At 34.8% G+C, this 23,045-nt stretch carries 17 protein-coding genes; 12 read left to right on the top strand and 5 right to left on the bottom strand.

Translation table 11 applies throughout. The features are described from left to right. The first annotated feature begins 166 nt into the window (after positions 1-166). The 8 genes from AC3HD6_RS22490 (at position 167) to recG (ending at position 12,097) form a co-directional block, all read left to right on the top strand. Positions 167-2,296 (top strand): S9 family peptidase, encoded by a 2,130-nt coding sequence (locus tag AC3HD6_RS22490; RefSeq protein WP_488898359.1) that lies wholly within the window; start codon positions 167-169, stop codon positions 2,294-2,296. 8 nt (positions 2,297-2,304) lie between these two features. Next, entirely contained in the window at positions 2,305-3,102 is a 798-nt protein-coding gene (locus tag AC3HD6_RS22485; RefSeq protein WP_488898358.1) for a hypothetical protein, read from the top strand. Between the two features lie 128 nt (positions 3,103-3,230). Next, on the top strand, positions 3,231-4,886 hold the full coding sequence (locus tag AC3HD6_RS22480; RefSeq protein ID WP_488898357.1) for a peptide MFS transporter: 1,656 nt from the start codon (positions 3,231-3,233) through the stop codon (positions 4,884-4,886). Between the two features lie 131 nt (positions 4,887-5,017). After that, the gene (locus AC3HD6_RS22475; RefSeq protein WP_488898356.1) at positions 5,018-6,772 is read left to right on the top strand and encodes a peptide MFS transporter; all 1,755 of its coding nucleotides are present in this window, start codon (positions 5,018-5,020) and stop codon (positions 6,770-6,772) included. Positions 6,773-6,834: 62 nt separating this feature from the next. Beyond that, entirely contained in the window at positions 6,835-7,824 is a 990-nt protein-coding gene (locus AC3HD6_RS22470) for a PDDEXK nuclease domain-containing protein (RefSeq protein WP_488898355.1), read from the top strand. Positions 7,825-7,845: 21 nt separating this feature from the next. Next, a complete protein-coding gene (locus AC3HD6_RS22465) occupies positions 7,846-9,321 on the top strand; it encodes a peptide MFS transporter (RefSeq protein WP_488898354.1) in 1,476 nt (491 codons plus the stop codon). 42 nt (positions 9,322-9,363) lie between these two features. Continuing rightward, positions 9,364-9,897 carry a thioredoxin family protein gene (locus AC3HD6_RS22460; protein ID WP_068939782.1) on the top strand — a complete coding sequence of 178 codons (534 nt, stop codon included), beginning with the start codon at positions 9,364-9,366 and terminating at the stop codon, positions 9,895-9,897. Positions 9,898-10,009: 112 nt separating this feature from the next. Beyond that, the gene (gene recG / locus AC3HD6_RS22455; protein ID WP_488898353.1) at positions 10,010-12,097 is read left to right on the top strand and encodes an ATP-dependent DNA helicase RecG; all 2,088 of its coding nucleotides are present in this window, start codon (positions 10,010-10,012) and stop codon (positions 12,095-12,097) included. A 599-nt stretch (positions 12,098-12,696) separates the two neighbouring features. Here recG and AC3HD6_RS22450 read toward each other — a convergent pair. The 4 genes from AC3HD6_RS22450 to dapA form a co-directional block, all read right to left on the bottom strand. Beyond that, positions 12,697-13,143: a response regulator gene (locus AC3HD6_RS22450; protein WP_488898352.1), complete on the bottom strand. Its 447-nt coding sequence runs from the start codon at positions 13,141-13,143 to the stop codon at positions 12,697-12,699. Beyond that, entirely contained in the window at positions 13,136-13,717 is a 582-nt protein-coding gene (locus AC3HD6_RS22445; protein ID WP_488898351.1) for a helix-turn-helix domain-containing protein, read from the bottom strand. Before AC3HD6_RS22445 ends, AC3HD6_RS22450 begins: the two co-directional genes overlap by 8 nt. A 293-nt stretch (positions 13,718-14,010) precedes the next feature. Next, entirely contained in the window at positions 14,011-14,514 is a 504-nt protein-coding gene (locus tag AC3HD6_RS22440; RefSeq protein ID WP_488898350.1) for a GNAT family N-acetyltransferase, read from the bottom strand. Positions 14,515-14,635: 121 nt separating this feature from the next. Beyond that, positions 14,636-15,508: a 4-hydroxy-tetrahydrodipicolinate synthase gene (dapA, locus tag AC3HD6_RS22435; RefSeq protein WP_488898349.1), complete on the bottom strand. Its 873-nt coding sequence runs from the start codon at positions 15,506-15,508 to the stop codon at positions 14,636-14,638. A gap of 107 nt (positions 15,509-15,615) precedes the next feature. Between dapA and AC3HD6_RS22430 the strand changes: the two genes are divergently transcribed. From AC3HD6_RS22430 to recO, 4 genes are read left to right on the top strand one after another with little or no spacing between them, the layout of a single operon-like run. Further along, positions 15,616-16,374, top strand: coding sequence for a 5'-nucleotidase C-terminal domain-containing protein (locus AC3HD6_RS22430; protein WP_488898348.1), 759 nt, complete (start codon positions 15,616-15,618; stop codon positions 16,372-16,374). After that, the gene (locus AC3HD6_RS22425) at positions 16,374-17,324 is read left to right on the top strand and encodes a bifunctional metallophosphatase/5'-nucleotidase (protein ID WP_488898347.1); all 951 of its coding nucleotides are present in this window, start codon (positions 16,374-16,376) and stop codon (positions 17,322-17,324) included. Before AC3HD6_RS22430 ends, AC3HD6_RS22425 begins: the two co-directional genes overlap by 1 nt. 1 nt (position 17,325) lies before the next feature. Further along, entirely contained in the window at positions 17,326-19,581 is a 2,256-nt protein-coding gene (gene porZ, locus AC3HD6_RS22420) for a type IX secretion system anionic LPS delivery protein PorZ (RefSeq protein WP_488898346.1), read from the top strand. After that, the gene (gene recO / locus AC3HD6_RS22415) at positions 19,581-20,267 is read left to right on the top strand and encodes a DNA repair protein RecO (protein WP_488898345.1); all 687 of its coding nucleotides are present in this window, start codon (positions 19,581-19,583) and stop codon (positions 20,265-20,267) included. The genes porZ and recO overlap by 1 nt, the downstream gene beginning before the upstream one ends. A gap of 102 nt (positions 20,268-20,369) precedes the next feature. On the opposite strand, the gene AC3HD6_RS22410 is transcribed toward recO, so the two are convergent. Continuing rightward, on the bottom strand, positions 20,370-23,036 hold the full coding sequence (locus AC3HD6_RS22410; RefSeq protein ID WP_488898344.1) for an MGH1-like glycoside hydrolase domain-containing protein: 2,667 nt from the start codon (positions 23,034-23,036) through the stop codon (positions 20,370-20,372). Between the last annotated feature and the right edge of the window lie 9 nt (positions 23,037-23,045).

Genomic DNA, 23,045 nt, shown 5'->3' with positions numbered 1-23,045 from the left:
TCCTTATCCTTTTTGTGCTCCGGCAGGGTATTACGTGTCAAACAATGGAGATTCCGGACGGTTCATGTTGCTAATTAGTATAAAAAATCAAGACGTAAGTCCTGATTTTTGTTTTATATGGTTATGTAACCAAGATTCATTAAATTTGGAAGCATTAAAATTAGAAATGAAAAAACTACTCTTAACTTTGACTATAGCTGCGGCATTTCACAATGTATCAGCACAGGAAATCACTTTAGATAAAATATATTCAGGATACTACCGAGGAAAAGGCATTGCCGGAATTACTTCCATGAAAAACGGAGAAAATTACCTTGTTATTGAGCCATCCGGAATTGCAAAATATTCTTATAAAACTTCTCAGAAAGAAGGAAATATTGTAGATGGAAGCTTTGAAGGCTATGTATTTTCTGATGATGAGTCTAAAATTCTTTTAAAGAAAGAAAGCCAGCCTATTTACAGACACTCTTTTCTTGGAAAGTTTGATATTAAAGATTTAAAGTCAGGGAAAGTAATAAGTCTGAATGAAGGAAAACCTGTTCAGGAACCAACCTTTTCACCTGATGCTACAAAAGTAGCTTTCATTGCTGATAACAATTTATTTTATCAGGATCTGGCTTCAGGAAAAATTACTCAGATCACTACAGATGGTAAGAAAAATGCTATTCTTAACGGTTTGGCAGACTGGGTTTATGAAGAGGAATTCGGACATGCGAGACAATATGAGTGGACAAAAAACTCTGATGCTATTGTATTTGTAAAATCTGACGAGAGCCAGGTTCCGGAAATTTATATTCCTATTTATGGAAAGAATCTTTATCCGGCAGAAATGCGTTACAAATATCCTAAAGCAGGAGAGAAAAACTCTGTAGTTTCTGCTCAGCTGTACCGTCTTGATAATGGAAAAGTAATACCTTTAAACTTAAGTTCTTTCAAAAATTATTATATCCAGAATGTTTTCCAGACTGCCAAAGCGGATGAAATGGTTCTTATTACTTCGGAAAGAATTCAAAATGCTTCTGATGTTTTAAAAGTAAATACCAAAACAGGAGCAGTACAGAAATTATTTACGGAAACTGATGATAAATGGATTGAAACAGATAGTCCAACCCTTGAATTCCTTGATGATGATTCTTTCCTTTGGGCTTCGGAAAGGGATGGAAATCGTCATTTATATTGGTATGACAAAGATGGAAAACTTAAAAAACAGGTTACCAAAGGAAATTGGGAGGTAACAGATTATTATGGTTTCAACCCGAAATCTAAAGAAATCTATATTCAGACTACAGAAAAAGGAAGTATCAATAAGGTTGTTTCTAAAGTTAATATTGAAAACGGAAAGTCACAACTGATCTCTAATGCAGAAGGAAATAACGCTGCAAATTTCAGCAAAAACTATAATTATTTCATTGAAACTTCTTCTACTGCTGCAAAACCACATACTTATGTTTTAAAAGACGGAAACGGTAAAGCAGTGAAGGAACTTCAAAACAATAACGATCAGCTTCAGAAACTAAAAGCAGATAATTTTGTTGAAAAAGAATTCATCACTATTCCTAACGCCGTAGGTGATCAAATGAATGCCTGGGTTATGAAACCTAAAAATTTCGATCCTAATAAAAAGTATCCGTTGTTTATGTTTCAATATTCAGGTCCTGGATCTCAGCAGGTTGCTAACTCTTGGGACAATGGAAATGCCATGTGGTTCAATCACCTTGTACAGAAAGGATACATCGTTGCTTGTGTTGACGGACGTGGAACCGGTTATAAAGGAGCAAAATACAAGAAAGTTACTTATATGAACCTTGGAAAACATGAGATTGAAGACCAGATTACCGCTGCAAAATGGTTCGGAAACCAATCTTACGTTGATAAGAGCAGAATCGGAATGTTTGGATGGAGCTTTGGAGGGTACATGACCAGCCTGGCTATGACAAAAGGAGCTGATGTATTTAAAATGGGTATTGCAGTAGCACCAGTAACCAACTGGAGATATTATGACTCTGTATACACGGAAAGATTCATGAGAACACCTCAGGAAAACCCTGATGGATATGACAAAAACTCTCCTACTGAATATGCTAATCTATTGAAAGGAAAATTCCTTCTAATCCATGGAACTGCTGATGACAACGTACATTTCCAAAACTCTATGGAGTTATCTGAAGCCTTGATTCAAAATAAAAAACAATTTGATTTTATGGCATATCCGGATAAAAACCACGGAATTTATGGTGGGCAGACAAGACCACAGCTGTATCAGAAAATGACTGATTTTATCCTGAACAATTTATAAGAAAATTGATGAAGCCTGCTCTTTACTTATCATTTTTATTTTGTTGGTCTGTATTTTTTTCACAGACGGCAATCACCAATGATGGTCAAGAGGTTATGCTTCTTGAAGATAAAACATGGAAATCCAGTAGAGGCGACCTTGGAAACTTTTCCACGATGGAAGCCTTTACAGCGGGTGATCAGAAAGTGATTATTTTCTCAGACAACACATGGAAGTTCATGAACAAAGCAACGGAAAGCCTGTATGAAAACACTCTAATCAACAGTACAGCCTACACAAATCCGAAAGCTGCTTCATCATTAGCTCAAAGCAAAAGAGCAGATGCCGGATTTTATCATGATCCTAAAAAATGGACTGTCCTTCAAGAGCAGCATGAATATTCCCGTGGGGAATTTGCACTTCAGGGAATAGTAAATAAAGATATGTTTGCCAGTTTTGGAAGTTTTCCTTTAGAAAACAATACCACATTAAAAAATGTGAAGGATATTGTTCTTACAAGTTTTTTAATGAATCCTAGTCACTATAAAATCAAAAGAACGGAATTCAGAACTGTAAACGGAAGTGATGTATTTTACATTAGATATCATGACATAGATATGGATTATGACATTATCCATTATTATATGATTACCGATGATACAGAGTGTGCGCAAATAAGTGCAGGCTCTCCGGAGAAAGACTTCGTATCTAATGAAAAGGATCTGCAGGATTTCCTCAATGGCTTGATAAAAGTGAAAACTGAGAAATATGTTGAACAAGTCAATATCCAAGCTCCCGTTCCATCACCTCCTAAAGATCAAAACTAAAAACAAATCCCTTTCAAAAATCTTGAAAGGGATTTATATATTTATTTCATTAATCATTTAGGGCTATATTATTTATTTTATCAATTGGAATTAAAAACCTATTTTTGGGGCAATTGAAATTTGAATATATGAAGACAAAACATCCTAAAGGGCTACCTTACCTTTTCTTTACAGAAATGTGGGAGCGTTTCGGGTACTACCTGATTCTTGGAATCTTTGTTCTGTATGTCATTGAACCTGCTGGTATGAAAGGAGGTTTGGGACTGCCTGACAAAACTGCTGATGACATTTTCGGAACCTATATCGCATTAACTTATCTTACTCCTTTTATTGGTGGTTTCTTAGCCGATAGAGTGTTAGGGTATATTAAGTCTATTTATCTTGGAGGTATTTTGATGGCTGCAGGATATATTGGTATGGGTGTTTTCAAGGATTTACCTTTATTTTATGCTTCTCTGGCATTAATTATTATCGGAAATGGTTTCTTTAAACCTACTATCTCTACTCTTTTAGGAAATCTTTATTCCGAAGAACCTTATAAAGCTAACAAGGATTCCGGATACAATATTTTCTATATGGGAATCAATATCGGAGCATTTATCTGTAACATTATTGCTGCATTTATGCGAAACAAATTTGGCTGGGGCGAAGCCTTCATCACTGCCGGAGTTGGAATGCTGATTGGTATGGTTATCTTTACCATCGGAAGAAAACACTATATCCATGCTGCACAGATGAAACCTGTACAGGAAGGAGATACAAAACTTTCTGAAATCATGCTTAAAGTATTTGTTCCTGCTATTGCTGCCGGAGCTATTGGATGGTTTATTCCTAATAATATCTTTGGAAGCGACAGCACAGATGCCTTTATTTTTGCATGTGTTCCTGTTATTTACTTCTACGCTTCTCTTTACTTTAAAGCGAAACCCGATGAAAAAGCATCTATTGGGGCATTACTTTCTGTATTCCTGATCAGTATGTTCTTTTGGGCGGTTTTCAAGCAGAATGGTACCGCTTTAACAAGATGGGCTAATTATTATACTGACAGAAGTGTTCCTGCATCATTGGAAAAACCTTTGGAAGGAATCTATATGGTTGACGGAAAAAGCTATGAAGATAAAGAAGTTCCTGTTTACGACAACCAATTCCGTTCTCAAAAAGATGACAACGGGGATACTAAAAAAGAAACTGGAAAAGACGTTTACTTTAAAAATATATCTCCTGAGCAACGTGCTGCTCTTGAGAAAAACCCTGAAACTAAAGTTTACTTATACAATACCGAGTTATTTCAATCTATCAATCCGTTCTGGGTCATTGCATTAACTCCGGTTGTAGTAGGATTCTGGGCGTTGCTGAGAAGAAAAGGAAAAGAACCTTTAACTCCTACTAAAATTGTTCTGGGACTGTTTATTTCAGGATTATCATGTCTTGTAATGGTTTTAGCAGTAATGGCTGGAGATAACGGTTCTGTAAAAGTTTCTCCTTTATGGCTTGTAGCGAGTTACGGAGTAATTACCATCGGAGAATTATGCCTTTCACCTATGGGACTTTCATTCGTTTCCAAGCTTTCTCCTGCAAGGATTACGGCGTTAATGATGGGTGGATTCTTCCTTGCCAATTCTGTAGGAAACAAACTTTCGGGGATTCTGGCCAGTACATGGTACAATTATGAAAACAAAACGAATTATTTCCTTGTGAATTTCGGTTTGTTAATATTTGCTACACTTTTAGGTCTTTCAATGTTAAAAAGATTAAATAAAATTATGAAGGAAAAAGGGCATTAATCCTTGATCTGATAAAGAATAAAAAGCTGCGGACCCAGTCCGCAGCTTTTTTATTTAAAAATAAAATTAAAACCTTGCCAAAAACCCAAAATAAACTATATTTGTCAGTCTTAACAAAAATTAACAATAGAATGGATAATATTGAAGCATTGAGTCCGAAACCGGATGAATTTGTAGAGAATAAGAATTCCAGACATCCAAAAGGATTGTGGGTTCTATTCGGAACGGAAATGTGGGAGCGTTTCAACTTTTATGGAATGAGAGCACTTTTGACGCTCTTTATGGTAAATTCCTTATTAATAAAAGAAGCTGATGCGGCGATCATCTATGGTGGATTTCTAGCGTTATGTTATTTAACTCCGCTTCTAGGAGGGTTTATTGCTGATAAATATATCGGAAACAGGTTTGCCATTATTGTGGGTGGATCTTTAATGGCTATTGGTCAGTTTTTATTATTCATCAGTGCTTCAACTTTCTCTGCAGATATTGGAAGCGCAAAAATGATTATGTGGCTGGCATTATTTGTTATCATTTTTGGTAATGGATTCTTCAAACCGAATATTTCCTCAATGGTGGGAAGTCTTTATCCAAAACAGGAAAAATCTAAACTAGACTCAGCATTCACCATTTTCTATATGGGGATCAATATTGGAGCATTCTTAGGCCAGTTCATCTGTCCTTACCTAGGAGACGTAAAAGATGCTACAACCGGAGTAAGAGATATCTTTGCTTTCAAATGGGGATTCTTAGCGGCTTCCATTGCCATGCTAATTGGAACTATAACATTCTTTATCCTTAAAAATAAATATGTAGTAACTCCTGAAGGAAGACCTATCGGAGGATTACCCAAAAATAACAGTAATGCAGATTTCGAAGAAGGTGAATCTCAGACTGCAAAATTCTCAGGAGCATCTTTAGGTATCACTGTAGGTATCTTTGCTGTTCTGTTCTTTGCATTCAGATATTTACTGGTAGGAGAATTTGGGTTTAACTCAATGGAGATGGGACAATTAATTAAAGGAATTATTTATCCATTCATCTATGCAGCAGGTATTTCTCTTGCCTTCCTGATTATGACTTCAGCTGAAAATAAGGTTGAAAGACAGAGAATCTGGGTAATTTATATCGTTTCATTCTTTATTATCTTCTTCTGGGCCGCTTTCGAGCAGGCAGGTTCTTCATTAACGTTTATTGCAGACAACCAGACAGACAGAAATATTTTTGGATGGAATATGCCACCTTCAATGGTTCAGATCTTCAACGGAATTTTCGTTGTTTTATTAGCTTTCCCTTTCAGTTTAATGTGGGATAAACTAAGAGCTAACGGAAAAGAACCTGTATCTCCTCTTAAACAAGCTATTGGTCTTGCTGTAATTGCACTTTCTTATTTTATCATTGCACACAATGTAAAAGATCTAGGAAACTCAGGTTTATTAGCGATCAAATGGTTAATGCTTCTATACTTCATCCAAACTTGTGGTGAGCTTTGTTTATCTCCAATCGGACTTTCTTTGGTAGGTAAATTAGCACCAAAAAGATTTGCTTCATTATTATATGGTGTATTCTTTATTTCCAATGCTGCCGGATATGCTTTAGCAGGTTCATTAGGAGCGCTTATTCCAGCAACAGGAGATAAGTTTAAAAAAGCTCAGGAAATTGGAGTTAATCTACAGGATGTTTTAGATAAAAAAGTAACTTTAACTACGGAGCAGGTTGCTGCATTTGAAAAAGCTCAATTACCATTACACAACCCTACTTTTGTAGGATTTGAGATTCACAATTTATTTGAATTCTTCATGGTATTCGTTGTACTTTGTGGTATTGCTTCTGTAATTTTAGGTCTACTTTCACCTATCTTAAAGAAAATGATGCACGGTGTAAACTAATTGCATTAACAAAATATGAATAAAACCTCTGCTAAGTCAGAGGTTTTTTTTATTTTCGTATGATGGAAATTTCCCAAGATTCTTTATTCCAATCCGTAAAGGAGATCATTAGACAGTCGCGCGAAAAGGTTTTTCGAATAGCGAATTCTACATTACTGCTTACCTATTGGCAGATTGGGAAACTTATAGTTGAAGAGGAACAACAAGGAAAAGAACGTGCTGAATACGGAAAATATACATTAAAAAACCTTTCTCAGAAACTTACTTTAGAGTTTGGAAAAGGGTTTGACTATACAAACCTTTCCAATATGCGTAAGTTTTACATTGCTTTTCCAATTGTTGACACATTGTCTCAACAATTGAGTTGGTCTCATTACCGATTACTTTCCAGCCAGGATGATAAGAATAAAAGACAATATTATCTTAATGAAGCTGTACAAAACAACTGGAATGTAAGAGATCTAAAAAGGCAGATAAACTCACTAGCCTACGAAAGAGTTTTAAAGCATAAAGAATCTTCACCTGAAAGCATCCATAGTGTTTTAAAAGATCCTTATATTTTTGAATTTCTTGGGTTAAAAGCTGATGAACAGTTTTCAGAAAAAGAAATTGAAACCGCCATCATAGATCATATCCAGAAATTTTTACTGGAATTCGGAAAAGGGTTCGCTTTTGTAGCCAGACAACAACACATATCCACTGATACTTCAGACTTTTATATTGATCTGGTATTCTACAATTATATTCTTAAATGTTTTGTCATTATCGATTTAAAAACTGGGGAACTTTCCCATCAGGATATCGGACAGATTGATATGTATGTAAGAATGTATGATGATATGAAACGTGGTGAAGGAGACAATCCAACCATTGGTATTTTACTTTGTTCCGAAAAGGATGAAACCATTGTAAAATACTCTGTACTTAATGATAAAAATAATTTATTTGCCAGCAAATACCTGCTGTATCTCCCAAAAGAAGAAGAATTAAAACAAATCATTGATCAGGACAGAATCCGTTTTGAACTGGATCAGGATAATAAAAACCCTTAATTAAAACAATCATATATCGTTATGAGCTTAACTCTAGAAGAAATCCAAGATTTCAAAGGAAAATATCCAAAACAGCTTTGGACCTTATTCACTGTAGAAATGTGGGAACGTTTCTGTTTTTATGGTATGCGCGGTGTGCTTACCATTTTCATGGTAGATCAATTAGGACTGCTTGAAGACAAAGCTAATTTACAATATGGGGCTATACAGGCTTTCATTTATGCATTTACTTTTATCGGAGGTATTTTTGCTGATAAAATCTTAGGCTTTAAAAAATCTTTGGTTTTTGGTGGAATTATTATGTCTGTTGGGAATCTAATTATTGCCCTTTCTCCTCATGACTTCTTTTATTTCGGAATTACCTGTTCTATTATCGGTACCGGATTTTTTAAACCTAATATCTCCTCTATGGTTGGAGAGCTTTATAAAGAAGATGATCCAAGAAGAGATGCCGGGTATGGTCTTTTCTATGCCGGAATCAATATTGGTGGGCTTCTAGGTGGAGCTTTATGTGTTTACCTTGGAAAATATCACTCTTGGTCATGGTGCTTCCTGGCAGCTGCTATTGTAATGATTTTAGGTCTGATTACTTTTTTTGCTACCAGAAAAACATTAGGACCTATTGGTGATTCTCCACTACAGTTTATTCCTAAATCTAAGAGAACTTTACGTGAAGTATTGGTATATATTGGGGCATTACTAAGTATGCCACTTATTTTCATCATGGTTAAAAATACAAGCTTTACAGATTACTTCATGTATCTGATTGGTATTGCAGCTGTAGGTTATTTCATCATGGAAACTTTAAAGCAGACTTCTTCTTATCAAAAGAAACTGATCGCTGCATTCGTATTTATATTTATGTACTTTGTGTTCAATTCTATTTATGAGCAAAGTGGTGGATCTCTATCTTTATTTGCAAAAGATAACCTTGTACACAGTTTACTAGGTTTTGGTATGGATCCTAACGTAATTAACAACAGTGCCAATTCTTTCTTTATCATTATTTTCAGCCCACTTATCGGTTTAGCTTGGGTTGGCTTAAACAAAAAGAAACTGGAACCTAATACCATTAATAAGTTTGGAATTGGATTTTTATTTCTGGCAGCCGGGTTCTTTTTATTTTACAGTTTAAGATATTTTGCAGGGGCAGATGGAAAATCTTCACTTAACTTATTTACCTTTACATGGCTTGTCATTACTTTCGGAGAATTATGTTTAGGTCCAATCGGGATGTCTATTATCACCAAATTATCTCCTAAAAAAATGTTTGGGATGATGATGGGGCTATGGTTTTTAGCTAGTGCATTCGGACAGTTTGCTGCCGGAAAAATCGGAGCCAGTTTATCTGAATCCAACACAGGTAATACCAATATGAGTAAATTATTGGCTTATACTGATGGATATAAAACACTGGGTATTTACGCTTTAGTTGCAGGAGTGGTATTAATATTGCTATCTTCACTCGTGAAAAAATTAATGCAGGATGTAAAATAAAAAAATAAGTTATTATGCTTATTTTTACTTAAATATCAAATTATGAAGAAAATTTTAAGCATAGTTCTCTTATTATTATTAAACTTTAGTTTTGCACAAACTAAATGGATGACTATTGAAGAAGCTTTAAAAGCTCAGAAAGAAAATCCTAAAAAGATTCTTATTGATTTTTATGCAGACTGGTGTGGCCCTTGTAAGATTATGGACAAGAATACCTATGGACATCCAGTACTTGCTCAAATACTAAATGAGAATTTCTATCCTGTAAAATTTAATGCAGAAGAAAAGAAAACTATTGAAATTTTTGGAAGAACATTTTCTAATCCTAATACAGAACAGAAAAAAGGACGAAATTCTCTACATGAGTTTACTCAATATATGAATGTAGGTGCTGTTCCCAGTACTGTATTTTTGGATGAACATGGTGACCCCATCACCATTCTTCAGGGAGAGTTATCCGCTAAAGAGCTGGAACCTTACCTGGAACTGATCTCAAAAGATCTTTTTAAAAAGATTCGGACCAGAGAACAGTGGGAAGATTATCAGAAAAAATTCAAATCTAAAATCAAAGATTAATCAGTAATATAACCTAAGACTTTCAATTTTTTTTGGAAGTCTTTTTTATTTTACCGAAATTCGAGCCTTTATTTTTCATACAATATTCGATTTCCCGAATTTCAGACTATAAATGACTTTAGAAACTTCCATAGAATATGTAAAAGGAATAGGTCCGGAAAGAGCCAAACTCATCAAAAGCGTGTTGGGATTATCCACTGTAGAAGATATGTTGAACTTCTACCCTATCCGTTATCTGGATAAAAGCAAAATCTATAAAGTTTCTCAGCTTCATGAAGAAACAAGTCAGGAAATTCAGTTTAAAGGCAAGATTACTCAGGTTCAGGAAATTCAAACCGGGAAAACCAAGAGATTAACGGCCAAATTCAATGATGATACGGGAAGCATGGATCTCGTATGGTTTCAGTATTCAAAATGGCTGAAAGAACAGCTTCCTATCAATCGTGAAGTTTATATTTTTGGGAAAATCAATGTTTTTAACCGCCAATTTTCTATGCCGCATCCTGAAATTGAGGCTGAAGAAAAAAAAGAAGGTGAAACGCGTTTAAAACCTATTTATCCAAGTTCTGAAAAACTTACCAAAAGAGGTCTCAACCAGAGATTCTTTCAAAATGCTTTAAGAAATATCTGCAGGGAAATTCCGAATCTTATTGAGGAAAATTTCCCGGAATACCTGATGAAAACATTCAAGTTTATGTCACGGCAACACGCTTTCCTAAATATACATTTCCCTAAGGATATGGAACATTTTGATAAGGCAGATTTCAGGCTTAAATTTGAAGAATCTTTCTTTTTTCAATTGGGATATGGTTTAAAAAAACTTCATCATAAAACACAATCTTACGGCAATCCGTTTCCTATTATTGGTGATCATTTCAATGATTTCTATGAAAATCACCTTCCATTTGAACTTACTGGTGCTCAAAAAAGAGTTTTAAAGGAGATCCGGATGGATATGAAAAGACCTATTCAGATGAACAGGCTTTTGCAGGGAGATGTAGGTTCCGGAAAAACGATGGTGGCTTTATTGACCATGCTTATTGCCATGGATAACGGCTTTCAAAGCTGTATGATGGCACCTACTGAAATTCTTGCCCAACAGCATTACAATGGGATAAAAGATTTACTAGAAAAAACAGGAATCAATGTCCGGTTATTAACCGGCTCCACCAAGATAAAAGAAAGAAGAATTATTCACGAAGAACTGGAAAACGGTACGCTTTCTATTCTGGTAGGAACTCACGCTGTTCTGGAAGATAAGGTTAAATTCAAAAATCTTGGGTTATCTATTATTGATGAACAGCATAGATTTGGAGTGGCACAACGGGCTAAGCTTTGGGCTAAAAATAAAATTCCCCCTCATATTCTGGTGATGACTGCAACGCCTATTCCGAGGACATTAGCCATGAGTTTTTATTCTGATCTGGATGTTTCTGTAATTGATGAAATGCCTGTAGGAAGAAAGCCTATCATTACTGCCCACAGGAGAGAAAAAGACAGGTTGTATGTGTATAATTTCTGTAAAGATGAAATCAAAAAAGGAAGACAGGTTTATTTTGTTTACTCACTGATTGAAGAGTCTGAAACTCTGGATTACAAAAATCTGATGGAAGGCCTGGAACATGTTATGGATTTCTTCTCTGATTACAATGTTACCATGCTGCATGGAAAAATGAAGCCGGATGAAAAAGATGCTGCTATGGCTTATTTTGCTTCAGGAAAGGCAGAGATTATGGTAGCTACTACTGTAATTGAAGTGGGTGTAAATGTTCCGAATGCTTCTGTAATGGTTATTGAAAGTTCTGAAAGGTTTGGTCTTTCACAACTTCACCAGCTCAGAGGACGTGTAGGAAGAGGAGCCGAACAGAGTTATTGCATTCTGATGACCTCTGATAAATTATCTAAAGAAAGCAGGACCCGTATCAAAACTATGACTGAAACGAATGACGGCTTTAAAATTTCCGAAGTTGATATGCAGCTACGCGGCCCAGGTGATATTTTAGGAACTCAACAAAGTGGTGTAGTTGATTTTAAAAGGTTGGATCTGGTTAATGATTCGGCAATTATTAAAACGACTAAAAATACGGTTGACAGAATTCTGGAAGCAGATCCTATGCTGGCAAGACAAGATAATCTTATTATTAAAAATTACTATATAAAGTACTATAAAGGGAAAAATAAATGGAGTAAAATTTCATAAAAAAAACCGCAGAAAATTTTCCTGCGGTCCCCTTATAAAACTGTTATTTAGAAGAAATTACTTTTTTAAGTCTGTTTAAAAAATTTATTTTAATAGCTTATACTTAATATTTTGTGATGTGGTGTGGTGTGAAAATATCTATATAATATTATTTGAAGATAAGTCATCACTATTAAAATAAATTATAAAAAACAAAATGAATTATTTTTCCAACTTGCTTATTATAAAAACTAACTGTGTCTAGTGGAGATGAGGGAATGAAACGAATAAAAATATCTCCAACTATTTCGAGTTTTCATGATTGTACCGTTTTGTTTAAAGATCTTCTATGCTTTAAAATTGGAAATGAATATAACTCATTTTGTTTACATCGTGATTTATTATTGTATGTAGAAACAATTACTTCTCATTCATTTATATCTTATGTATATAATTAAATTTGTGTCACAAGGTTTACATTTACAAATGTCTGAATATTAACGGTCTTCTTTTTTATATTATTTCAATTATTAGTTATAAAATTTTCACTTTAAAGTGAATATTATACAATGAATAACATCCCATTTATCTCAAATGGAAAATTTTAAACTATCTATTCATCAAACTTTTAGAATAAAATTATCTTTATTTAATCCTGAAGTATGATACTGCCAATTTATGGTAATAACCTCTGTAAGTACCTTTTTTAAGGTTCCGAAATCAGAAGGCTTTCTTATACAAATATTGTTCCCCCTTACAAAAGTTTCTTCAATTTCATTCTCTGAGATCTCTTCACTATAAATGGCTGTTACCATATTGTTGAACTTCGGATTGATTTTCAGTTCATCAATGCATTCCATACTATCTTTTCCTGAAATAGTGTAATTTATAAAAACGATTTCAGGAATGACGGCATCATTATTAGTGAGGTACTCCATCAAGTCTTTTCCATTACTGAAACATTGAACTTTTATTGAGATTTTCAGCTCTTTAAATATATTTTTAAAAAAAATTAAGGTGTTTTCATCGTTATCTGCTACAATTACGTTCAGAAATTCTTTATTCATACTGCATTTTAGGGTTTATTACCGTACTTTGGGCTCTTCTTCTTTTTCCAATGATCTTTTGAAACTGTGATGGGGTAATTCCTGTTGTATTTTTAAACTGAGTGCTTAAATGTGCCACACTGGAATAATTCAGCTTATGGGCAATTTCGGTAAGACTTTGTTTATTCCTTATGATCAAAGCTTTTGAATGTTCAATTTTCTGGAGAATAATAAAATTCTCAATAGAAGTATAAGCAACCTCAGAAAATAGATTGGAAAGATATCCATAGCTGTGATTCAGTTTTTCAGAAATGTAAATAGATGCCTTCACGGGAATAATCTCTTCAGAGAAGACGAGTTCTACAATTGCATCTTTTATTTTCTGTACCAAAGCTGTTTTCTGGCTTTCTATGATTTCAATACCATAATCACCAAGATTCTTCTTGAAGAGATTATGCTGTTCCTGTGTAAAAGGTTCATAGAACTCCACCTCACCAAAGTTCAGCAACCGGTATTTAAGCCCGTGCTCCTTCAGTTTTTCGTCCAATACCTTTTTACAAAGGGCATTGAAATCAAATTTAACGTACATTTTCATCCTGTATAAGTAAGCCTATTTTTTTAGTAAATATAATAATTTATTTCAAGTAAAAGTGAAATAGGAAATATTTTTTTAACATAATATATATACGCAAAAACTCCTGCATTCGAAAACACAGGAATTTAAACACTAAGGATGAAAAAAATATACTGATAAAAAGCTATGTCAGCTCAAAACCAAGCATATGAATGTATTATATATAAGTGATTTGGTTCTGAAACAAAGATGATCTAAAAAAAGAAATCACCCGTTATAGAATTACAGGATAAAGTTACAAAATTTTAAGTCAATTATTCGTGAATTAGAAACTCCATTAAAAAATCATCCATCACAAAACCGTTTCCAATATCGAAAACACCTTCACCATAAACCTTGTAGCCTTGGGATTCGTAGAAGTTTCTGGCAGCATTATGTTTGTTGACATTAAGGATAATTCTCTTATTTCCGTTCTCAGAAACTTTCTCATTTAAAAAAAGAAGAGCCCCTTTCCCAAATCCTTTTCCTTTACTTTCAGGAACCAAATAAATACGGTGCAGTTTTGTAGTCTGATCTTCATAATTATGTTCATATCCAATAAATCCTTCATAAGAATGGATATTATCATCTTCAATCAGATAATAATGATAATTGGGATTCTGAAGCTGATTTTCAATTTCCTGTTCAGAATACATTTCTGAGAGCATATACTCCATTTGTTCGTTGGAAAGGATCTCTGCATATGCATTTTCCCAAGACCTTCTTGCCAGATCCTGAATAAGAGAAATATCTTTCCCTGTCGCTTTTATTAATTTCATATTTTTTGTATTATGATTAAAAAAAGTGAAAAGCCTGAACTTTTCACTTCTTATATTTGATTAATGGTTACTTTCGTTAAACAATTGAGTATAAAAGACCTCAACTTAACCTATTCATCTCTTAAATGTTTGCCATTTCAGCTTTAATTTTTCCATAAAGTCCTTCTGATGCCTGAACTAATGGAAGTCTCAGATAATTCTTGATAATTCCTTTTTCTGCTAATACAACTTTAATCCCACAAGGATTACCTTCTGCAAAAATCAAACGGGTAATATCAACCAATTTGTTGTGAATCTCATAAGCTTCTTTTACCTTACCTTCCAAAGCCAATTGTACCATGGTAGAAAATTCTTTTGGATATCCCTGCCCGATTACAGAAATTACGCCATTACCTCCTGCCAATGTTACAGGAAGAGTGAATTCATCATCTCCAGATACTAAAGAAAAACCTTCCGGTTTCTTTCTAAGAATGTCAAAATACTGCAAGATATTGGGAGCTGCTTCTTTAATCATCAATAGATTCGGGAATTCTTTTGCAAGACGTATTGTAGTATCCGCATCAATATTCTGCCCTGTTCTGGATGGAACATTATAGATGATAATATTTTTCCCTGTAGAAGCTAGCACTTTATAATGCTGATAAAGACCTTCCTGATTAGGTTTATTGTAATATGGAGATACTGAAAGTACTGCTTCAAACGCAGAAAGATTTGCTTCTTCAATCTGTTTCTTGACCTCAAGAGTATTGTTACCGCCTATTCCTAATACTAAAGGAAGACGTTTATTATTCACCTTAATGATATGCTCAATTACCTGTTTCTTCTCTTCATCAGAAAGCGTTGCAGCCTCAGCTGTAGTTCCCAATACTACCAAATAATTGGTTCCGTTTTCAATATTATATTCAACAAGTTTTGTTAAACTGTCGAAATCAACGGATAAATCTTCATTAAAGGGTGTTACCAGCGCAACACCTACTCCTTTTAAAATGCTCATCTGTTCGAATTATTTTTGCCAAATTTAATCATTTACAATAAGAATTTGTAATAAATAATAATGTTTTATTATACATATAGTTATATTTGCATATACTAAAAGATATTATGAAAAATAAATTCTTGTTACTAGGAATTGCTCTGGCATCTCTTACTGCATGCAAAACGGCTTCTGCGCCGCAACTTGCGACTGTAAAGACCCAGAAAAATATTTCTATTAATAATGAGCTAAAGAATGATGAGGAATTTGTAAAATTTATCGAACCTTATAAACAGAAATTGGATAAAGAGATGAACCAAAAGATCTCCCACACCAATACAGACCTTACCAAGCAGGGGGATAACAGCAATCTGGGAAATCTTTTAGCAGATTACACCCTTGAAGGTGGTGATGAATGGACAAAAACTCATCTTAAACAAAATGTTGACGCTGCATTAATCAATATAGGAGGAATCCGTACTACGATTGGGAAAGGTGATATTATGCTGAAAAATCTTTTTGAGGTAATGCCTTTCGAAAATGAATTAATTATTGTAAAAATGAAAGGTTCAGACCTACCCGGACTTTTTGAATATTATGCCAAAACACAGGTCAACAATCCTGTCTCTCATTTATATATTGAAACCAAAAACGGACAATTATCTAAATCTCTAATTAATGGAAAAGAAGTAGATCCTAACAAAGATTATTATATTGCTACTTCAGACTATCTGGCTTTAGGCGGTGATAATATGAAGTTCTTTTCCAAAGGGGAAGCAATTCCCACGGGAGTTAAGCTTAGAGATTTATATATAGATTATTTTAAGAAAAATCCTGAGATTGTTTCTCCTACAGATGTTCGTCTAAATTTTATTGGTAAAAAGTAATGGATAGAAAAAGTTTTTTAAAGGCAATAGGTGGTGGATCTTTAGCAATGGCTTTAGCTCCTAATATGATGATGGCGGAAGAATTAAAAATTCTTAACTTAAAATCCGCAAATAAGCTAACGATTCTTCATACTAATGACCAACATAGCAGAATAGAACCATTCGATGCAAGCTATACAAAAAACCCTAATCAGGGTGGCTTTGCAAGAAGGGCAAGCTTAATTCAGCAAATCAGAAACCAGGAAAGCAATGTGCTTCTTCTTGATTCTGGAGATATTTTCCAGGGAACACCTTACTTCAACTTTTTTGGTGGTGAACTGGAATTCAAATTAATGTCCATGATGAAGTATGATGCTTCTACAATGGGAAATCATGATTTTGATAACGGACTTGAGGGATTTTTAAAGGTTCTTCCGAATGCGAAGTTTCCATTCATCTGTTCAAATTACGATTTTAAGAATACGATTCTGGATGGAAAAACATCTCCTTATAAGATTTTCAACAAAAACGGAATTAAGGTTGGCATCTTTGGAGTAGGAATCCAGTTAGATGGACTTGTAGGTAAGAAGCAGTATGCAGAAACCGTTTATTCTAATCCTATTGATGTAGCACAGCATTATTCAAACTTTTTAAAAAAAGAGCAGCAATGTGATCTTGTCATTTGCCTTTCACACATTGGATATGATTACAAAGATGAGCCTAGCAAAGTAAGTGATAAAATTTTAGCAGCCAGCACAGAAAATATTGATATCATTCTGGGTGGCCATACTCATACATTCTTACCGGAACCTCAGACATATACTAACAGACAAGGCAAAAACGTTCTTGTTAATCAGGTAGGATGGGCAGGACTTCTTTTAGGTAGAATAGATTTTTATTTTGATACAAACAAAAACGTACAGCATATTTCCTGGAACAACCAGGCAATAGACAGCAGCATAATAGCATAACATGAAAAAACTCTCTCTAATTTCTCTTGGTATTTTAGCCTCCCTGCAGTTTACAAAAGCTCAGGTCATTTCATCAAAAAAATGGGCAGATCTCTTTTCCTACAATAATGTCTTAGCTATGAAGGAAGACAACGGGCGAATAGTGGCTGCCACAGAAAACGGAATATTTTATTATACCATATCAACAGGAGAAATTACGAAGTTATCTAAAGCCACTGGTCTCCATAATATAGGAATAACAGCTTTTGATTATGATCCTAAAAGTAAAACAGCGGTTATTGGTTATGTAAACGGGGCCATAGATGTAGTGACCCCTAATGAGGTTAAATATATTGTTGATATACCTATTGCGACTGGTTATAATGGAAATAAAAAAATCAATCATATTTCTATAACAGGAGATAGAGCTACAATTTCTGTAGGCTACGGAGTATCAATTTTTAATATAAAAAAGAAAGAATTTGCAGACTCTGTATTTTTTCTAACCGGAGGAACATTTGAAGCAAGTAATGAAGCTACCATATTCGGGAATAAGGTCTATTCTGTAACGAATTCAGGGTTGAAGAGCCATGAAATCAATAATACTTTTCCGGCCTATTCTACTTGGGTTACAGAGATTCCCGGAAATTTCAAGCATATTGATTCTGAATCGGAATTAGCATTTTCATCCGCTACTGCCGCATTCGTCTATAACAATGGAGCTCCTATTCAGCTGCCTGTCAGTCTTGGAAACATTCAGGATGTTGTTGTTACTGAAAATAATGTTGTAGTTACTGACAGCAGAGTCTATACATTTGGTCTGAACGGGACCAATATGAATGCTGTAGATTTCGGAGAGCAATGTAACACTGCTACAATGGCTGGCGGAAAATTATTTGGCGGAACCATACTATCAGGAATAAAGGATGAAAGCAATCATACTTATAAACCATCCGGACCAGAATTTAATTTTGCTTATAAAATAAGTATACACGATAATAATCAGTTACTGGTTTCCACCGGAGCCAGAGCTGAAAGATATAATACACCAGTCATCAACCCTAAAAGACCCGGCTTTTATTATTTTAATGGTACAGAATGGATCTATCCATCTTACTTTAAAACTTTTACAGGAACTCTCAATGTATTGGATGCTATTCTTAATCCTCTTGATAATAGTGAGGTTCTTTTTGCAAACTACGCAACAGATGTTCAAGGAATTTATAAACTTAAATATAATGCTGCCAATAAAGACTTTGACTTTGCAAAACGTTATTCAGTACAGGCTACTCCTGGACAAAGACGAGCTGTAGGTCTTACAACTGATACCCAAAACAATATCTTTGCTGTATTTTCATTTAATGACGGAGGTCCTGCAGTAGCTGTATATGATAAGGCTAAGGATGATTTCAATCTAAAAGTTTCTAATTTTAAAAGTGCATCCGTACAAAAGCCTATCGTTTATGAAAATATGTTATGGATCCCTTTATCCAGGTCAAATGCTTTTTGGGTATATGATTATAAAGATGCACTTAACTTTTCCGATGATAGCGATTATATATTAGTTGAAAAAAATGGATTTCCTACCACTGCTTCCGGAACATTATCTGTAGCTGCCGACAAGTCTGGTGACGTATGGATTAGTACAGACAAAGGAGTAAGAGTTTTATCGAATGCTGCTGCTGAAATAAAAACTCCTGAACCCAAAGTTAATCCTATTATTATAGAGCAAAACGGGATTGGCGAAGAGCTTTTCAGAGATTCCAGCATTCTTCAGGTAGAAGTAGATGGAGGAAATTACAAATGGGTTTCTGTAGACGGAGGTGGTGTATATTATCTTTCTGCAGATGGTCAAAGAACCATCAAGCATTTCACCATGGAAAACTCTCCTCTTCCAACCAATAGCGTTACTGATATAAAAGTAGATAAAAAAACAGGAAAAGTATATTTTGTAACCTATAATGGTATTGTAACTTATCAGGGAGATATCACAGATGTAACTTCCAACTTTGGAGATGTACTAGTGTATCCTAATCCTGTAGTTTATTCCAATTTTAAAGGGAAAGTTACAATTAAAGGACTGGCAGAGAAAACCAATATAAGAATTGTTGATGCTGCTGGAAATGTTGTACACTCTGCAGTAGCACGAGGGGGAACCTATGAATGGGATCTTAATAATCAGCGCGGTGCCAGAGTGGCATCAGGAATTTACTTTGTACTCATGACCAATGAAGATGGTTCTGATAAAGCGACAGCCAAAATAGGCGTAGTCAATTAATGAATACACAAAACGGTTTTTTACTTTCATTCATCAAATATGGGGAAAATGATGCTGTATTGCATTGTTTTACTGAGGAGGATGGTTTTCAGTCTTATTTTCTGAAAGGAATTTATTCCCGAAAAAATAAAAAGAAAGCCTTCCTGCAGCCCTTGAATAAACTGAATTTCTCCCTCAGCCCTGTAAGAGGAAGCGGTATAGCTACCATCTCAAAATTTGAATTGGTAAAAGGAAATGATGCTTATGCTGATATCAAAGCTGGTACCGTCATATTCTTTATTGCAGACTTCCTGAATCAGATCCTAAAACTTGAAAACAAAAACCTTACTATTTTCTCCAGTATTGAAAGATTTATTACTGAACTGGAACAGCAAAATTATCAATGTCATTTACTGTTTTTACTTGTTATACTAAAAGTACAGGGTGTTGCTCCTTTAATAGGGGAAGGAAATTTTTTAGATCCGGAAACCGGAACTTTTTCAACAAATTCTGCACATCAGTTATTCAGTGAAGAAATCTCCATGATTTGGAAAAAGATCCTGACTACCGAAAATCTTTATAGTGTAAAAATAAATTCATCTTTGAGAAAAGATTTTCTTGACAGCATTTTGGTATACTATCATTATCATATTACCGATTTTAAAAATCCGGCATCATTAGAGGTAATACAACAGATATTCGAATAAATTAAAAGAGATAAAAAGTGTTTGACAAGGCTTAAAAAAACAGATGTAATAGTTCTATTTACTATTTTGTTTTTTACCTCCTTATTTATATGAGTAGCCTTCTTAATTTCTTTTCTCTTCAGCATCTTCAGGCATTTCCGTTTCAGATTCAGCAATCTCTTTCTTAATAAACCTTGGTTGGAGAATTTTTGCAATAAGGCCTGTCCACCCTGTTTGATGAGAAGCCCCTACTCCGCGGCCATTGTCGCCATGAAAATATTCGTAGAACAAAATATAATCCTTAAAATCGGGATCAGTTTGAAATTTCTCATATTGTCCATGTACAGGTCGTTTCCCTTCATTGTCCTTTAAAAATATCCTTGCTAATCGTTTATTTAAAGAATCTGCTATTTGATCTAAGCTTGAATAATTTCCACTTCCAGTTGGATATTCAACTAAAAAATCAGGGCTGTAGTAGAAGAAAAACCGCTGTAGACTATCAATAATCAAAAAGTTGATAGGAAACCAAATCGGCCCTCGCCAATTGCTATTCCCGCCAAACAATCCACTGTCACTTTCTGCTGGAGTATATTTCACACAATAATCAGTTTCATTGAGATTCAATGTATAAGGATTTTTCTCATATTCCTTGGAAAGAGCTCTTACTCCATAGTCACTTAAAAATTCTTCAGGATTTAACATTCTTGCCAGCAGCCTTTTTAACCGATGGCCCCGCAGCAGGGATAAAAGATGTTTGGAATCCTGGCCTTTCACTTCCCATCTTGAAACCAGCGCTGCCAGTTCCGGTTTGTTATCCAGTACCCATTTCATTCTTTTTTTAAAATTCGGAAGGTTTTCAATCATTTCATCATCTATTACCTCTACAGCGAACATGGGAATTAATCCTACAATAGTTCTTAACCGTAAATACATATGAGTTCCATCACTGGAAGCAATTGCATCATAGAAAAATTCATCTTCCTCATCCCAAAGGCTGAAATTTTCATCTCCCATATTATCCAGTGAGTTGGCGATGGCCAGGAAATGTTCAAAAAACTTCATTGCCATCTCTTCATATACATTATTATACTGAGCAAGTTCCAATGCAATCCGCATCATATTCAATGCAAACATAGCCATCCAGCTTGTCCCATCTGATTGCTCCAGCTGTTCTCCATTGGGTAAAGTAGAATTCCTGTCAAATACACCAATATTATCAAGTCCCAGGAAGCCGCCTTCGAAGATATTATTCCCATTGATATCCTTTTTATTTACCCACCAGGTAAAATTCATCAACAGTTTTTGAAAAGCACTTTCCAAAAACTCCAGATCAGGTTTTTCTTTTAAATATTCATCAATTTTAAATACCCTAAAAACTGCCCAGGCATGCACCGGAGGGTTCACATCACTAAGATTCCATTCATAGGCCGGAAGCTGCCCGTTAGGATGCATATACCATTCAAAGAGGAAAAGTTTAAGTTGATGTTTGGCAAAATCCGGATCAATCAGTGAAAAACTGATGGTATGAAAAGCAAGATCCCAAGTGGCATACCACGGATATTCCCATTTATCGGGCATGGAAACAATATGCTCATTATTGAGATGCTTCCAGTCATAATTCCTTATTTTTTCACGGGATTTAGGAGGGGGCATCTCTGCAGGATCACCTTTCAGCCATTTCTCAACATTATAATGGTAAAACATTTTATTCCAAAGCATCCCTGCAAATGCTTGTCTTTGTACTAATTTTTCGTCCTCCGACTGGATTCCTTTCTGAATTTCTCCATAAAACTCATCCGCTTCTTTATGCCGTTCTTCAAAAATAGATTCAAAGTCATCGAAGGGTTCTTTTAATTCCTTATCCGTAAGCCTGAATTCATATATTTTAGACTCTTTAGCCTTAAAATGGTCATCAATAAAAAATGAAGCTTTTGTTCCTGTATTTTTAGGGTTAATTGCCTGAGAATTTCCCGTCAGTACAAAGCCATTAATTCCATCCTTACAATATCTTGACTCGTTGGAAGACTCATAAAGCCTTTGGTTATTGGTCTCATTATTACAAAACAGTGTTTTTAAAGATTGCTTTGCATATATATTCTTCACTTCAATATCCTGATGATTTACCTTGATGTGAGTGGCTTCTTCAGCAGACAATTGAGGTTTATAGTCATCATATCCCCAATTCCAGGTATTTCTGAACCAGGCTGTAGGTAAAATGACAAGGTCTGCCTCTTTCTCTGCTTTATTGATAATTGTTAATCTGACAAGAATATCATGCTGGCTTTCCTTAGCATACTCAATAAAAATATCGAAATATTCATTATGCTCAAGGATTCCGGTATCAATTAATTCATATTCAGGTTCGTCTTTACTTCTCTCTGCATTGGTTTTAATTAAATCATCATAAGGAAAGGCATTTTGAGGATATTTATACAACATCTTCATATAGGAATGAGTAGGCGTGGAGTCCAGGTAATAAAAATATTCCTTGACGTCCTCTCCATGATTCCCCTGCCCATTGGTAAGGCCAAAGAATCGTTCCTTTACCATTTTATCCTTCTTATTCCAGAATCCGACAGAGAATACAAGTTTCTGAAGATCATCACAGATTCCACAGATACCTTCCTCACCCCATCGGTAGGTTTTGGCTTCTGCTGTATCATGACTGGTATAATTCCAGGCATCACCATTTTCACTGTAATCTTCACGAACAAGCCCCCATTCACGGTTGCTTACATAGGGCCCCCATTTTTTCCATGAAACATCTGAAACTCTTTGTTTTTCTGACATAAGTGTTAA

It is taken from the genome of Chryseobacterium sp. II3a (genome assembly GCF_057815135.1).
Note: the sequence above shows the minus strand (reverse complement) of the source record. Positions and strands in the feature narration are given on the sequence as shown.